Origin of the sequence: Sphingobacterium athyrii, from assembly GCF_003071065.1 — a bacterium.
Taxonomy (GTDB): Bacteria; Bacteroidota; Bacteroidia; order Sphingobacteriales; family Sphingobacteriaceae; genus Sphingobacterium; species Sphingobacterium athyrii.
The window spans coordinates 296,387-309,082 of record NZ_QCXX01000003.1; the positions used below are offsets into that span (position 1 = coordinate 296,387).

Annotated in this window: 19 protein-coding genes; 6 read left to right on the forward strand and 13 right to left on the reverse strand. The window is 36.6% G+C overall.

Going from position 1 to position 12,696, the window contains the following annotated elements:
• Positions 1-111: 111 nt before the first annotated feature.
• The 5 genes from DCO56_RS11800 to DCO56_RS11820 form a co-directional block, all read right to left on the reverse strand.
• The gene (locus tag DCO56_RS11800; RefSeq protein WP_108633977.1) at positions 112-1,020 is read right to left on the reverse strand and encodes an SMP-30/gluconolactonase/LRE family protein; all 909 of its coding nucleotides are present in this window, start codon (positions 1,018-1,020) and stop codon (positions 112-114) included.
• Between the two features lie 124 nt (positions 1,021-1,144).
• Positions 1,145-1,675, reverse strand: coding sequence for a hypothetical protein (locus DCO56_RS11805; RefSeq protein ID WP_108633978.1), 531 nt, complete (start codon positions 1,673-1,675; stop codon positions 1,145-1,147).
• Positions 1,676-2,298: 623 nt separating this feature from the next.
• Positions 2,299-2,481, reverse strand: coding sequence for a hypothetical protein (locus DCO56_RS11810; protein ID WP_108633979.1), 183 nt, complete (start codon positions 2,479-2,481; stop codon positions 2,299-2,301).
• Between the two features lie 167 nt (positions 2,482-2,648).
• Positions 2,649-2,969 carry a metallophosphoesterase gene (locus tag DCO56_RS11815; protein ID WP_219929375.1) on the reverse strand — a complete coding sequence of 107 codons (321 nt, stop codon included), beginning with the start codon at positions 2,967-2,969 and terminating at the stop codon, positions 2,649-2,651.
• Positions 2,966-3,700 carry an energy transducer TonB gene (locus tag DCO56_RS11820; RefSeq protein ID WP_108633980.1) on the reverse strand — a complete coding sequence of 245 codons (735 nt, stop codon included), beginning with the start codon at positions 3,698-3,700 and terminating at the stop codon, positions 2,966-2,968. The genes DCO56_RS11815 and DCO56_RS11820 overlap by 4 nt, the downstream gene beginning before the upstream one ends.
• Positions 3,701-3,758: 58 nt before the next feature.
• Between DCO56_RS11820 and DCO56_RS11825 the strand changes: the two genes are divergently transcribed.
• Entirely contained in the window at positions 3,759-4,154 is a 396-nt protein-coding gene (locus DCO56_RS11825) for a DUF6896 domain-containing protein (protein ID WP_108633981.1), read from the forward strand.
• Positions 4,155-4,163: 9 nt separating this feature from the next.
• Here the strand turns inward: DCO56_RS11825 and DCO56_RS29280 are convergent, their stop codons facing one another.
• From DCO56_RS29280 to DCO56_RS11840, 4 genes are all read right to left on the reverse strand, one after another.
• Positions 4,164-4,325, reverse strand: a complete 162-nt coding sequence (locus DCO56_RS29280) for a hypothetical protein (protein WP_181390530.1) — start codon at positions 4,323-4,325, stop codon at positions 4,164-4,166.
• A gap of 57 nt (positions 4,326-4,382) precedes the next feature.
• Entirely contained in the window at positions 4,383-4,697 is a 315-nt protein-coding gene (locus DCO56_RS11830) for a DUF6934 family protein (protein ID WP_425444072.1), read from the reverse strand.
• 227 nt (positions 4,698-4,924) lie between these two features.
• A complete protein-coding gene (locus tag DCO56_RS11835; protein WP_146191039.1) occupies positions 4,925-5,173 on the reverse strand; it encodes a GNAT family N-acetyltransferase in 249 nt (82 codons plus the stop codon).
• Between the two features lie 510 nt (positions 5,174-5,683).
• Complete coding sequence (locus DCO56_RS11840; RefSeq protein ID WP_108633984.1) at positions 5,684-5,947, reverse strand: immunity protein YezG family protein; 264 nt, start codon at positions 5,945-5,947, stop codon at positions 5,684-5,686.
• Between the two features lie 193 nt (positions 5,948-6,140).
• Here DCO56_RS11840 and DCO56_RS11845 point away from each other — a divergent pair, with 193 nt between their 5' ends.
• The 3 genes from DCO56_RS11845 (at position 6,141) to DCO56_RS11855 (ending at position 7,826) form a co-directional block, all read left to right on the forward strand.
• Positions 6,141-6,398, forward strand: a complete 258-nt coding sequence (locus DCO56_RS11845) for a hypothetical protein (protein WP_108633985.1) — start codon at positions 6,141-6,143, stop codon at positions 6,396-6,398.
• Positions 6,399-6,404: 6 nt separating this feature from the next.
• Positions 6,405-7,181 carry an exodeoxyribonuclease III gene (gene xth / locus DCO56_RS11850; protein WP_108633986.1) on the forward strand — a complete coding sequence of 259 codons (777 nt, stop codon included), beginning with the start codon at positions 6,405-6,407 and terminating at the stop codon, positions 7,179-7,181.
• Positions 7,182-7,544: 363 nt separating this feature from the next.
• Entirely contained in the window at positions 7,545-7,826 is a 282-nt protein-coding gene (locus DCO56_RS11855; RefSeq protein ID WP_108633987.1) for a hypothetical protein, read from the forward strand.
• 98 nt (positions 7,827-7,924) lie between these two features.
• Here the strand turns inward: DCO56_RS11855 and DCO56_RS11860 are convergent, their stop codons facing one another.
• On the reverse strand, positions 7,925-8,749 hold the full coding sequence (locus tag DCO56_RS11860; RefSeq protein WP_108633988.1) for a helix-turn-helix domain-containing protein: 825 nt from the start codon (positions 8,747-8,749) through the stop codon (positions 7,925-7,927).
• Positions 8,750-8,901: 152 nt separating this feature from the next.
• On the opposite strand from DCO56_RS11860, the gene DCO56_RS11865 reads away from it, so the two are divergent.
• Positions 8,902-9,462 carry a GNAT family N-acetyltransferase gene (locus DCO56_RS11865; protein WP_108633989.1) on the forward strand — a complete coding sequence of 187 codons (561 nt, stop codon included), beginning with the start codon at positions 8,902-8,904 and terminating at the stop codon, positions 9,460-9,462.
• A 252-nt stretch (positions 9,463-9,714) separates the two neighbouring features.
• Here the strand turns inward: DCO56_RS11865 and DCO56_RS11870 are convergent, their stop codons facing one another.
• Complete coding sequence (locus DCO56_RS11870) at positions 9,715-10,446, reverse strand: MBL fold metallo-hydrolase (protein WP_108633990.1); 732 nt, start codon at positions 10,444-10,446, stop codon at positions 9,715-9,717.
• A gap of 392 nt (positions 10,447-10,838) precedes the next feature.
• Positions 10,839-11,573, reverse strand: coding sequence for an SDR family NAD(P)-dependent oxidoreductase (locus DCO56_RS11875; protein WP_108633991.1), 735 nt, complete (start codon positions 11,571-11,573; stop codon positions 10,839-10,841).
• A gap of 163 nt (positions 11,574-11,736) precedes the next feature.
• Between DCO56_RS11875 and DCO56_RS11880 the strand changes: the two genes are divergently transcribed.
• A complete protein-coding gene (locus tag DCO56_RS11880) occupies positions 11,737-12,093 on the forward strand; it encodes a winged helix-turn-helix transcriptional regulator (protein ID WP_108633992.1) in 357 nt (118 codons plus the stop codon).
• Between the two features lie 20 nt (positions 12,094-12,113).
• Here DCO56_RS11880 and DCO56_RS11885 read toward each other — a convergent pair whose 3' ends face one another.
• The gene (locus DCO56_RS11885) at positions 12,114-12,626 is read right to left on the reverse strand and encodes a dihydrofolate reductase family protein (RefSeq protein WP_108633993.1); all 513 of its coding nucleotides are present in this window, start codon (positions 12,624-12,626) and stop codon (positions 12,114-12,116) included.
• Positions 12,627-12,696: the final 70 nt, after the last annotated feature.

Genomic DNA, 12,696 nt, shown 5'->3' on the forward strand with positions numbered 1-12,696 from the left:
AAAATATTGGTTAAATATGAATAGCTTTTATTTCAAATCCAATATATGTAATTTTATGGAGAGCTGAAAATTCGTTAAGACCGTTTACGCCAACTGCTGAAGACAGACAGTTTAATCAACTCCCTTTGTACGCATTGGGAGGCAATAAATTGCTGTTGAAGCTGTGATAAATAGGTCAGTCCGATCTTTTCCACCAAAACAGACATTCGATGTCCATGGTTCTTTTACCTCAATATGTCCTATCAGTACGCCTATTGGACTATAGATAGAAACACCTTTCCCCGTAAGGTAAATATTTCCCTGATTGTCCAATGTCATCCCATCAGAGCCTTGGTCGATGACTGCCCTCTGTCCGCTGAGCTTACCGCTAGATTCAATGGTATACCTGTAAGTTTTATTTCGCACCCTATCTGCTACATATAGGTATTTTCCATCGGGCGATCCTACAATTCCGTTAGGCTTGGTTACATCATCAGCCACCACAATTGGCTTTTTACCTTTTCCCGAAGGGAGGTAATAGACTTTCTGCCCTTCTATCTCTGGTTTTTTTCTGGTCCAGTAGTCACGCTGGTAGTAGGGGTCTGTAAAGTAAATTCCACCTTTCTTATCTACCCAAAGATCATTTGGACCATTCAGTTTCTTGCCATCTATATCCGACAGCAGGACCGTAACCTTGCCATCTTTGCTTATTGACCAAATTTCGTTTTTTTCATCTGCGCAGGCAAGGAGCTGACCGCGATGGTTAAAGTACAGTCCATTGGCACGGCCGGCTGAATCTTTAAAAAGAGAAAGATGACCTTCCGTGTTGTATTTCCAGATTTTGTTATTGGGCTGGTCGGTAAAATAGATATTCCCGACCTTGTCCACTGCCGGCCCTTCTGTAAAGGCAAACTGCCGAGATATTAATTTCAGGCTGTCCTGATTAAACAATTGCGCCCTTACATCTAAGCACCTTAATGAGAAGAGTATTATTAGCAAGAATGCCGGATAGTACCCGCTGGAATTAATTAAATGTAGCATAGTAAAAGTAATTAACTAAATTATCGTTATCCAAAAAAAATCAAGAAATGGTATTCAAGTATGAATACTGTTTAATTTTAGAGGAGATTATATTTGACGGACGGTAAATTAAAAAACTGTCCATTTAGTAATCCGATTGTTCAAAATCGGATATGACCTTTTTTATGACAGGTTGTAAGAATTCAATCCAATTATTGATATCTGTTTCGTCAAAATATACAAACCAGATATCACTAGAATTTGTGTAGATGTTATCAACTTTCTCAAATTTTTTCTTGTACCACTGCTGTATATTTTCATCCATACCAAAAATATAATGAGTTTTAGGTGGCAAACGCAGTTTGTCTTTAACTTTATTTTCGAGTTCGGTTACTTTAGCTAGATTGTCCACTGTCAAAAAGAACGGGATTCTTTCCCTGAAAACTGAAGGAGAACCGATGTCATTGGTCCTGCTAATCTGTACTTCAAAGACGAATTTAGAACCAGCATAAGCGTCAAAACCACCTTGGGCACATTGGAACCAAATAACTAAATAGTGATCTTTTAATTGTTTGTAAAAGCCTAACATTCCGCTTTTAGTCTTTTTAAACCCTAAGCTTTTTAATTCGGGAAAGATAATTTTATTGATTATTCGATATACTTCCGTTGATTTCATTTTAGCTCAATATAGTTTTCTGAATATTTAGCCTCTAATTTAAATAAATTAGTCCTGCTTTTCACTAATAATAGACCAGAGTTCGCCTTCTGTATAATTTTCTATAATAACACTTTTGATCTTAAGATAATCAAAGATAGTAGGATTGTCCAGCCAATGTGATTCCCGGAGTCCATCAATAATTGTTTTTAGATAGGTAACACTGGGTTTGCTCGAGGGCTGTAAATCTTGTCCATTTGAACTTAAAACATTTGAAATTGGTTATTTTCGGTTTGACAATACTGAAATGGCCAAGAAACTTTCGTTTTTAAAGCAATTAAAAGAGTTTATTATCGATAATATCAAATATGAAAATAACTAACTAAAAGCGCTTGAATGAAATTATTGGACTTTTATAAAATATTTAAACGAAAGACAACCGCACGAATTTTCTTTGAAACAGAAGGGGAGACGATCATACAAAAAAATACATAGATATGATCCAACGCGGCGAACTAAAATGGAGAAAAGATGATATTCGATAATTTTTGCTGATACTTTAATTCCTAGTTGAGTAAACAGGAAGCAGATATAGATAGACGTGATTGAATTAGGGCAAGTGTGTAATAGTCGATATAAAGGAACTATTTTGGTAAATTCATAAGTAGTTCCTTTGCAGGTACTTCTTGAATTTTACCGTCAACTTTTACCAACAAACTCTCACCCTTTGCAGCACTTTCTTCTGCCAATTTTCGTAAAGCCTTTTGCACTCCTAAACGAATTCTTTCAGCAAGCTTGATATTTTCAATATTTATATTATCGTTCATTATGGTATTTCGATTTTAGTGTTGACCAAATTTCGCTATTTGAAACGAATTCTCCAATTTATCACCCTGAGCAATTATTTCGGGTCATAATTGTCACCTAGTCTGATCTTCTTATAATCATTCATATGGCTTTGGCATAGCGATCCGTATGCAGCAGGATTGCCCTTTTAGGAAAAATCAGTCCAGAGTGTGCAGCCATGGAAACAAACGTGGTCGATCTCCAAAGATTCATTTTCCAATACATGGATATTTGAATTGTTTGCAACATCTTTAATTTTATGTAATGTCTTCGGATAAGCTCCCTTATAGTATTCATGATTACCCAGCACATAAATGATAGGTATATCCAACGAAAGTGATTTGAGCCAGCTGATCCCTTTTACCCCTAGATCAGTATCTCCCGCCAGTACAAGCACATCTGCTACGCTCAGATTGAAATCATTGTATCCAAATTCTCTATGCAGGTCACTAATAATATGGATTTTCATCTTGTTCTTTTTGTCTCAGATTCTAATTTTAAATCACCATCACTGAATGATAGGGGATATGTATAGCCGCATTTTACAGCACGTCCATTTTGATATCCCGGTTTCCACGGACTTGATTTTCCAATCAATGTTATTAACGCTTCACCAGTTTGATAACCAATATCTTTGGCTATCTGGAAATTACTAAGCTTACCATCTTCTCCAACCGTAAAATTGATGATCAGTTTGCCGTTTACTTTTGCCTTCTTGGCAGCCGTTGGCACTTTATAATTACTGATAACCCAATTTTTGAACCCAACTGGGCCACCGGGGGGCTCAGGAAATACTTCGTTCATTTCTGGAAGAGGATCCGTGATTGTGTCCTGCTGTACTATTTTCGATTTTGCCCGTTTCATTTTAAGGAAATCCTTTGTGCAGATAAAGATGACATCATTTGGGTTACAACCGATCTGCCCCTTATTTTTTATATAATCGAGCGAAACAATTTGATGTTTGATTTTGGCAAGTTTTTGATTGAGTTTGTCTTTTTCACCTACTGAATATCCCGTCGCATCAATGACAAAATTAGTCTTGGGGTCAGCGTGCAAGAACTCAACCAATGATTGATGATTGATTAACACTGAATTTCTACGTATGGAATCCAAAATAAGGGATTGACCAAAAACCTGCGACAACAGGCCTATTGATAAAATATATATAAATGATAACTTACGAACCCAGGAAATTCCCATTGTGTTAATATATAACTCAGTAGCTAATTTACATATCTATTTTGTATCTTGATACAAAATGATTAATCTAATTATAAAGGAGATATTGAATGATTATGTCGCTTTCATTAATGACCTCAAACACCGTTTTTCTCCAAATATGGAAGAATTTGAGAAAAAGAGGAGCCAGAATCGTTCGGGAAATATTGGTGAGTTCAAATACCAGTTTCACGGCGCGGGACGCCGTTTAGAGAAAGACGGTATTGTATGTGAATTTGATTTTATGCCTACCAATGAATATCCCATTAAGTTTTCGACATGGGAAATCAGAAAATTTATTTTGACCACTAAGGCCTATAGCATAGATAAATTAGAGAAACCAGAACTACATGAAGCACTGCATCCACTTGTTGATGACGGGACTCTTGTCAGATTGGTATTGGGTGGAGTGGTTCGGGAAGTATATCAGATCTGATGCAAATTCTTACTTTCGGATATACTCCTTAGGTATGGGGTGCTTTTTCAGGAACTCAACAGCATCTTCGTTTTTTTTCTGAAAAAATAAAGATTTATTATAAATACTTTGACGATCTTGAGCCGTCATATCCTCATTATTTTTGTCTTTTTTATTCGTATTTGCGCTCATGTTTTAAATCTCCTGATACAAAGTTCGTTATTATTTTTTGAATATAAAAAAAGCATCTTAGTTTTTACCTTTCTCGAAAGATCCCCAATTGTCTCTATAATAGGCTTTTACTTCAAACATTTCTTGGATATCCTCCCAAAACTCCGCTATTCCCATCTGATACAATCTCGTTCTTGATGCCGTGCTACCTTTGGCCATCACTATGACATGAGGATGTTTGTCCATAAAGTCTAAAACGGCTCTAGCGACAGTAAAAAGCACCTTTTTCGTATCTAAGTTATTTGTCGTTGTTAGATCGCTTATTTCTTTTGTGCTAGGATCAAAATCTCCAAATCCAAGATTATACACGTTTTTGGTCCTATACTGAAAAATTCATAGTAGTGAATGTCAGGTGTTTTTTCAAAGCTATAATACTCCTCATGCATAATAAATTGGTTATTTATCTAAATAGGTTTGGATTTCTGTAGAATTTAAGATTACTGAACTAAATAGGTTCGATAATCCTGATTCTCTAAATTAATGCAAAATTACAGAATTTGATAGAAAGCTAAAAATAAATAAATTTTCAAAGTCATGTTGTCAGGTCTGCATCGTAGGTACTATCGCTGCATCCCAGCTTCCTTTATCAAATCATTCAATATTCTCGTACCGATTCCGTTGCCTTGGTAGGAGGGAGCCACCTGAATTTGTATCTGTTCCATGTTATTTGCTTGTCTGTGGACCTTTAATAGACCTATGGCACATTTATTTATTTCAATTATTGTGGCGTGTTCAAATTGATATTCAACCCTTTGTAAATGCGTCTCGTCAGATACTGGTAAAGAGCTAGCAATTAAATGCGGATTCATCGTCTGTATGCTGAGATCCAACAAAAACCTGAGATCAGTTTTTAATGCAGGTCTATATTTTATTTCCAATGTTATCTATTCTAAAAACTAAAAAAGCAGAAAAACTATCGCAACGATTTGTCCTCTTCCATCGAATGAACATCCATGAAATATTCTCCGAATAGCAAAATCAAATATAATACATCAATTATATAATAAGTCCACATGAATATAACCAAAATGGTAATAAGCAATCCTACAATTGGAACTCACATGATTTTTCGGTCGAAGGTACCGTACATATCTACAAAAGTTTAATCAAAAATTAGTAGCGGTCAGATAGCCCGACGAACGTAATGATTCTAAAATGTGGTTTGCCTCAGCTTGATCCTTATCAATTTTAAGCTAACTCCCGTCGGATAAGAAGGGAACCAGTGCGTATTATAATGCTTTAGAAAACCTTTTAAGATTTGATCCAGAAGACTATTTGAAACCCTTTATACTATTCTATTCTTTTGATAATCTTACTATTTAATCGTGCAGTTCCTGATCCCAGATAAATTCCATATTAAATTTGCCTTGTGCATTTAGATTAAAAATGGCTTTATTCCATTTATTACTATCTCCTTCTGTCGTAATATCCTGTAATTCTCTGATCCAATTTCGAATATCTCTAGAAATATTTCTTACAGATATGTTTTTTACCTCATTATTATCCGTTATATATTCTCCATCGCCCAACTTTTTCCGTTCATCACTACCGGTCTTATGACGTTGAAGTGGGATGAGTGCCAATGCGGTAAATGCTGTACAACGTGGTTAATATCTTAAAAGCTTCAAACGCTATTGGTTGGCGTTTGTTCTATTCCAAAACCAGACAATAAAAATAAAAAGGATGCTAGGGACCGTAATCAGGTAGTCATGAGCAGATTATTTGGTAAAAGAACTTGGCGTAACCGACATTATAAAATATTTAAAAAATAAAAACATGGCAGATATTACCACATTTACAGGCATTCCAGTGACCAATAGCCAAGGAGAAGAGAAATACTTTGATTTTGAAGTTGGCCAGGAGGGAGAGTATGGACAGTATGCACGAATTACAATGGATGGCTGCCAGCTGATTTTAGATGAACATCTTGCCTACGTTAAAGGAGATCTTGCGGAAGAATGGCGGGAGCCTGCTATTGCCAAACTTATTCTTTTGCTGGAAGTAGGCCTAAACCGAGATGGCAGCTTTCAATAACACTAAATGAAAATAGCAACATACAACATCAATGGTATTAATGGGAGACTACCTGTATTGCTTCGATGGCTAAAAGAAGAATCTCCGGATATAGTTTGCCTTCAGGAATTAAAGGCTCCACAGGAGCGCTTTCCGATAAAAGCCATCAACGACGCAGGTTACCAAGCAGTCTGGCATGGAGAGAAAAGCTGGAATGGCGTAGCTGTTTTATCGAAGTACGAGATTACCGAAGTGACAAGGGAATTGCCTGGCGATAAGGAGGATAGCCATAGCCGGTACCTGGAGGTTATTATCAACCAGATATTAATCTGCTGTCTATATCTGCCTAATGGCAATCCTTATCCAGGGCCTAAGTTTGAGTATAAGATGGCTTGGATTAAACGTTTGATGAAACGGGCAAAAGCATTACTGAAAATGGAGGTTCCGGTGATCATAATAGGTGATTTCAACATTATCCCGACAGAGCAGGATGTATACAAGCCGGAAAAGTATGTTGAAAATGCGCTATTCCGGATTGAGGCCCGAAAAGCATTTAAACAGCTTATTGGCCAGGGATGGATGGATTCGATCCGAACACTTTTTAAAGACCAGGAAGTTTATACCTTTTGGGATTATTTTAGAAATGCCTATGGCCGGAACGCCGGGTTACGGCTGGACCATATATTGCTTAGCCCAATTATAGCACCACGGTTGTCAGAAGGAGGAATAGACCGTCATGTTCGTGGATGGGAGAAATCAAGTGATCATGCACCGGTATGGATAATGTTGGACGATAAAAAATAATTATGGCTGCAAGTAAGAAATCAAAAATGAACTGTTAAAAGAAGCTGGATCACGGGAACTCGAAGACAAAACGAGCTATATGGAAATTGATTAACTTTTCCCTGCCATAGGACTTCGATTTGTTCCATTCTCATTGTTGATTTTTGTTAAATGGGGAAGGTGAAATCTTTGAATGCCACCTTTTTAAATATACTGCTCGAAAATCTAACTTCGAACATTATTCAGCAGATCATGCGGATAACCTAACGAAACGGCGCTTAATGTATCCAGTCTTTGAATTTCTTCTGCGGTGAGATTTAGATTTATAGCGTTATTGATGAGTTCAGGACTAATTATTTCAGTTTTCTATCCTACAGTGGTACTATGCACAATCGCCTTTATGGTCATTTAGGTAGTTCCTGTAGTGTGCCTACTGTGTATGGTGTAGCAGGCAAGCATAAGGCCATCAGTGCTGGGAATTCATTGACGCTGATTTCAACAATAGCATTCCTTGGATTTTTAATGGACCCACCCATGATAGGCTTTATCTCCGATTTATTTGAACTCAGGTATTCTTATCTGTTGTTGTCGGTTTTCGGTATTGTTATAATATCTATGGCTGGTAGAATGACCATATTGGATAAAGAGAAAGCACCCATAGAATAATAAGTACCGCAGCAATCGCTTAGTTGCCAAAGGACGTCTACGAATTTTTCACGATGTGATGTAAGAGAATATTCTACACAAGACGATTGTTTATTAGATTAATTTCTAAATGCTGTCAAAGTTATTCCTGTTTGCCTTTTGAAGTAGCGAGCCAAATATGATGTGTCCTCGAAATAAAGTCGATCAGCAATTTGTTTGATTGACAGCTCGGTTGTCCTTAAAAGCACTTTAATTTCTAGTATAACTTGCCTGTCAATCAAATCCTTTGGTGAATCATTTAAAAAATCTTTAGTGATCTGAGAAAGATAATAGGGAGTAATGCTCAGTTTATTTGCATAGAATGCGACATTTCTCTGCTCCGTACTATGTTGGCTTATAAGATCCCAAAACTTCCAACATAGCAATTCCTTTCGACTGTATTGATGTTCTAAATTAATTTCTGTCAGTGAAACGCCTTCGGCTATTTTGAGAAAGAAATTTTGTAGACTATTTCGCAACATAATATGCTGATGTGTTGTACATGTATTTTTGATGTGTTTTATTTGCGTTATCCATCCATGTAATAGGGCGACTTCCGGACCATGAGGTCTGCAAAGTGGGGATTGATGTAGAAACAAGAATAGTTGATTAGGTAAATCAAAGGCTACTTCTGCAGCCAAACTTCGATCTACAAGACAGTAGAATGCTCTGAAATCAGCGGACACCCGTTGCACCACTGTAATATTATCCTCAGCCAGGACCAATATATCATTAGTCTTTAGCAAATAATTCTTAAAATTAACACTAACTACCGAAGTGCCTTCCAAACATACAATTAAGGAAGTATAGCCGAGCCGTAGGGGATATCCCAGACTTTGGTAAAAATTACTTTCTCCTAGTGCTAGTTTCTCTTTTCCCAAGGAAATATCCGGTGTGTAATTCATTATGGTACTTTTTATTTTTACCATAAATTTAGACTATTTATGGTAAGTAAGTGCGATTAGTTTTCAAAAGTACCCATTTTACGAAAATTTTGGATATATCCCTATTCTATAAAGACTGTAATTTTGCAACGTACATTTAAAAATAGAATGATATGATTTTAAAGACAGAAAGATTGATTTTACGTCCATTCAGAGATGCTGATGCAGCAGACTTATTCAAGTATGCTAAGGACGAGAGAGTAGGGCCAATTGCTGGCTGGCCTCCCCACAAGAGTGTTGAAGAAAGTAGTGAAGTAATCAAAAATATATTTTCGCAAGACGGAGTATTTGCAATCACACTTAAAGATAACGACATTGCTATTGGGATGATTAGTTTGATTTTAGGAGAGAAAAGTAACTTTCCAATCACTGAGTCGGAAGGCGAAATTTCATATTGGCTAGGTGTTCCATTTTGGGGTAAAGGTATAATGCCTGAAGCAATCGGCGAAGTGGTACGCTATGGCTTCGAAGATTTGAGATTAGTAAATATCTGGTCCGGCTATTATGAAGGAAACGCCAAGTCAAAGATCGCACAGGAGAAGTGTGGTTTCCATCATCATCATGTGGAAGAAGCTAGCGCAAATGAGTTAATGAATGACATACGTACAGAACATATCAGCCGGATGACACGTGACGAGTGGACAATGGCTGTCCATGGCAAGGTCTCATTCTAATCACAAGCATCTCTACAGGGATGCTTGTTTTGATGGCATTGACAGCGAAACTGTTGTGAAAAAGCTCGATGATATATGTGTGTCCAACTGCTCGGTACTCAATAACTTTGATCCAGCACCTTCCCCTGTGCTACAAGCTATGGGATTGAGTCGAGAGCAAGCATTTAATGCGCTACATCAAAATCATATCCATAACTGAATGTCTCGGAGATTCGTGAGCGCGCAATCTCAACTTTTAGCTAGGAGAGGAGCTTACTTGTCATAGAGGGTAATTATTTTAATTTCAATATCATGATAAAGAAGGATTTTCCATTGTCCTTCTTTTGCTCTTTTCTTCCAAATGATTCGTTCTTCCATCGCTTTTTTGCCATCATAATCAGTTTTAAATGCTATTTGATAGTTTAAATATCCCATTTGAGGAAGATTGTCCGCACCATAAAAAGCTGTCTCTCCATTATCTTTAATCCAGAAAACCTGATGATAAGGGGTATGTCCGCCGGTAACTTCGAAATCAATTTCTGAAATAATACTTCCTTTATCAGAATCCATCCAGATAATATTGGCATTCTCAACAATGAACTTCAGAGCATCCAAATCAAAAGAAGGACTCCCATCTTTTGAAAGTGCAAAATCATATTCACGTTTTTGTATATAGACTTCCGCATTTGGAAAATTAAGCGTCCAATCATTTTTCGCTCTATTCACAAGTCCGTTGATGTGGTCTTTGTGCAAATGAGAAAGCATAGCTAGCTTTACATCTTCTGGTTGAAAACCTGCTTTTATAATGTTAGTATGAATTTTTGGAATTCCGTTTTCCATCCAGCCTAATCCTGCATCTAGCAATACTAAATTACCAGCTGTTTCAATAAGGAAAGGCTGCACAGCAATTTTTAAATTTTTATCGTTTCCAGTATCTTCCAGATAGGTGAAATTTTTATTCTTATCGACACTGAAATCACCGTCTTTTAGAGGATATATTTTCATTTTTACTATTATATTAATTTCACATATTCTGCTGATTGATAACACGTAGAATACCAAAACTACGTATCCAAAAGCAAAATACTATATCCGTGTTTTTGCGGATATCAATATAAGGAAAATCTCCATTTTATAGAATTACTTACGGTTTCCCGTAACTAACCATTCTTTTAACCTTATATCTTTAGTCTCAAAAATAGTATGTAACCTTCTAGATAGTTAATTGATGGTATAAAAGATTTTGCCGCACCAACTAACGAATCTGTAAAGGAACTTGTTAGATTGCTAAGTAATATTAAATCATAGCTTTAGCGGATGGCGTTTTAAATGTTAATTCCAAGATTAGTATGATATACCTAGTGGATAACACTAAGTATATCATAAACTACGCATATTTATCTGCGAATGGTAACACCGCCATCTACCGCCAGGTATGAACCTGAAATATAAGAGGCTTCGTTTGAAGACAAGAAAACAACTGCGTTAGCAATTTCTTCAGCTTGTCCGATTCGTTTCAATGGAACTGCTGCTGCTATGGCATTTTTTATATCTGCAGGCGTTTGCTGATTCATAGGTGTATCGGTCAATCCGGGAGCAACCACATTTACTCTGATTTTTCTGTCTGCCAGTTCAGTAGCTGCGGTACGTGCAATCGCATCGACTGCACTTTTTGTAGCTGCATAAGCACCCATTTGTGCATACCCGCTCACAGAGACTCCAGATGAGATAAGAACAATCGAAGCTCCTTCTGATAAATGAGGTATTAATTTTTGCAGAGTAAAGAATAGTCCCTTGACATTGATGTTGTACAGGTCATCAAAAACCTCTTCGGTTGTATCTTCAATTAAATATTGCTTTGCTATTCCAGCATTTAGAACAAGCACATCCACTTTATTCCCATTAGCTGCAACTGTTTCTGCCAATAGTGTAATATCTGTCAGTTTGGAAGTATCTGAAGACAAGGTCTTCAGTTTTGGGCTATTAATACTTACGGATGCTGTTTGCAGCGTATCGGTATTTCGGCCTGTTATCAATACGTTTGCTCCTTTTTCAATAAATGTTTTAGCGGTCGCTAATCCAATTCCTGCACTTCCCCCCGTAATTACTACGTTTTTATTTGTGAAATTCATTTTTTAAAATTTTAATGATTGAAAATTCATTTTTAGTCAAGACTTTTTAAACTGTTTGTTTTTGAAATCGATTTCTTTAACTATGCAAAGTTAAATTGATTAAATTTATTTTAGTAACTTTGTAACTAAAAGTAACAGTAACTTTTGAGTAACAAGGTAACTTATGACGGAAATAGAATGTGTGAATAACGACACAAACAGAAAACAGATTATGGCTGTTCACGATGCTATGGATGTGTTGAATGGCAAATGGAAAATTTCAATAATATCGTCTGTTTGCTATTACAACAAACGGCGTTTTTCTGATATTTTAAACGATGTGAAAGGGATCTCCAATAAAATGCTCAGTAAAGAGCTGAAAGAATTGGAAATGAACCAGCTCATTAAACGGATCGTTCTCGACACACAACCTGTAACGGTTCAATATCAACTAGCAGAATACGGTTTGACGTTAAAAAAAATCATCAATACATTGGCCGAATGGGGAACCGAACATCGAAAAGTGATTGTTGGGAAGTAAAAGACATTTTCGGCCTGTAGTTATTCAGTTTTCTTTTTTAGGTGCAATTGGAGAAAACCGTTTTTAAGTTTCTGTTCTTTATAGGTGAACTTTGAATTTAACTCTTTGTTGTTTCCTAAAATAGCGCCATTTCCAGTGATTATAGGGCTGACGTTAAAATGAATAGCTGTAACCAAATTTTTGTCCAAAAAGGCGTTGAAGGTATTTGCTCCACCGCCAACGGCTATTTCCTGTACGCCTTTAGCAGACATGTATTCAATAGCCTCTTCGGGGCTTGCTACAGTCTTATAGCCATCAACCGTATAAGATTTATCGGCCAATATGATGATTTCTATTCCATTAAAATGTTCTTTTACCGGTTCTGGAAAAATCAGAAAATTTTCAAATGTTTTCAATCCTATTACCACATTTCCAATCCGTCTTACAGATCGCAGGTAAAATTCCATTGCTTCCGGTGGCAGCTGGTGATGCGGGTTATCGGAGACTAAAACTCTTCCGTTTGCTGAAATGTTTGCTATTACTGTGACTTTCATAATGATTTTATTAATTTCTGTTCAACAAAACTATAGCATATTCAATATATATATACTATTCATTACCTTT

Excerpts from the sequence above, each read along its gene's own strand:
- DCO56_RS11800 (WP_108633977.1), bottom strand. The coding sequence starts at position 1,020 with ATGCTACATTTAATTAATTCCAGCGGGTACTATCCGGCATTCTTGCTA.
- DCO56_RS11805 (WP_108633978.1), bottom strand. The coding sequence starts at position 1,675 with ATGAAATCAACGGAAGTATATCGAATAATCAATAAAATTATCTTTCCC.
- DCO56_RS11810 (WP_108633979.1), bottom strand. The coding sequence starts at position 2,481 with ATGAACGATAATATAAATATTGAAAATATCAAGCTTGCTGAAAGAATT.
- DCO56_RS11815 (WP_219929375.1), bottom strand. The coding sequence starts at position 2,969 with ATGAAAATCCATATTATTAGTGACCTGCATAGAGAATTTGGATACAAT.
- DCO56_RS11820 (WP_108633980.1), bottom strand. The coding sequence starts at position 3,700 with ATGGGAATTTCCTGGGTTCGTAAGTTATCATTTATATATATTTTATCA.
- DCO56_RS11825 (WP_108633981.1), top strand. The coding sequence starts at position 3,759 with ATGATTAATCTAATTATAAAGGAGATATTGAATGATTATGTCGCTTTC.
- DCO56_RS29280 (WP_181390530.1), bottom strand. The coding sequence starts at position 4,325 with ATGAGCGCAAATACGAATAAAAAAGACAAAAATAATGAGGATATGACG.
- DCO56_RS11835 (WP_146191039.1), bottom strand. The coding sequence starts at position 5,173 with ATGAATCCGCATTTAATTGCTAGCTCTTTACCAGTATCTGACGAGACG.
- DCO56_RS11845 (WP_108633985.1), top strand. The coding sequence starts at position 6,141 with ATGGCAGATATTACCACATTTACAGGCATTCCAGTGACCAATAGCCAA.
- xth (WP_108633986.1), top strand. The coding sequence starts at position 6,405 with ATGAAAATAGCAACATACAACATCAATGGTATTAATGGGAGACTACCT.
- DCO56_RS11855 (WP_108633987.1), top strand. The coding sequence starts at position 7,545 with ATGCACAATCGCCTTTATGGTCATTTAGGTAGTTCCTGTAGTGTGCCT.
- DCO56_RS11860 (WP_108633988.1), bottom strand. The coding sequence starts at position 8,749 with ATGAATTACACACCGGATATTTCCTTGGGAAAAGAGAAACTAGCACTA.
- DCO56_RS11865 (WP_108633989.1), top strand. The coding sequence starts at position 8,902 with ATGATTTTAAAGACAGAAAGATTGATTTTACGTCCATTCAGAGATGCT.
- DCO56_RS11870 (WP_108633990.1), bottom strand. The coding sequence starts at position 10,446 with ATGAAAATATATCCTCTAAAAGACGGTGATTTCAGTGTCGATAAGAAT.
- DCO56_RS11875 (WP_108633991.1), bottom strand. The coding sequence starts at position 11,573 with ATGAATTTCACAAATAAAAACGTAGTAATTACGGGGGGAAGTGCAGGA.
- DCO56_RS11880 (WP_108633992.1), top strand. The coding sequence starts at position 11,737 with ATGACGGAAATAGAATGTGTGAATAACGACACAAACAGAAAACAGATT.
- DCO56_RS11885 (WP_108633993.1), bottom strand. The coding sequence starts at position 12,626 with ATGAAAGTCACAGTAATAGCAAACATTTCAGCAAACGGAAGAGTTTTA.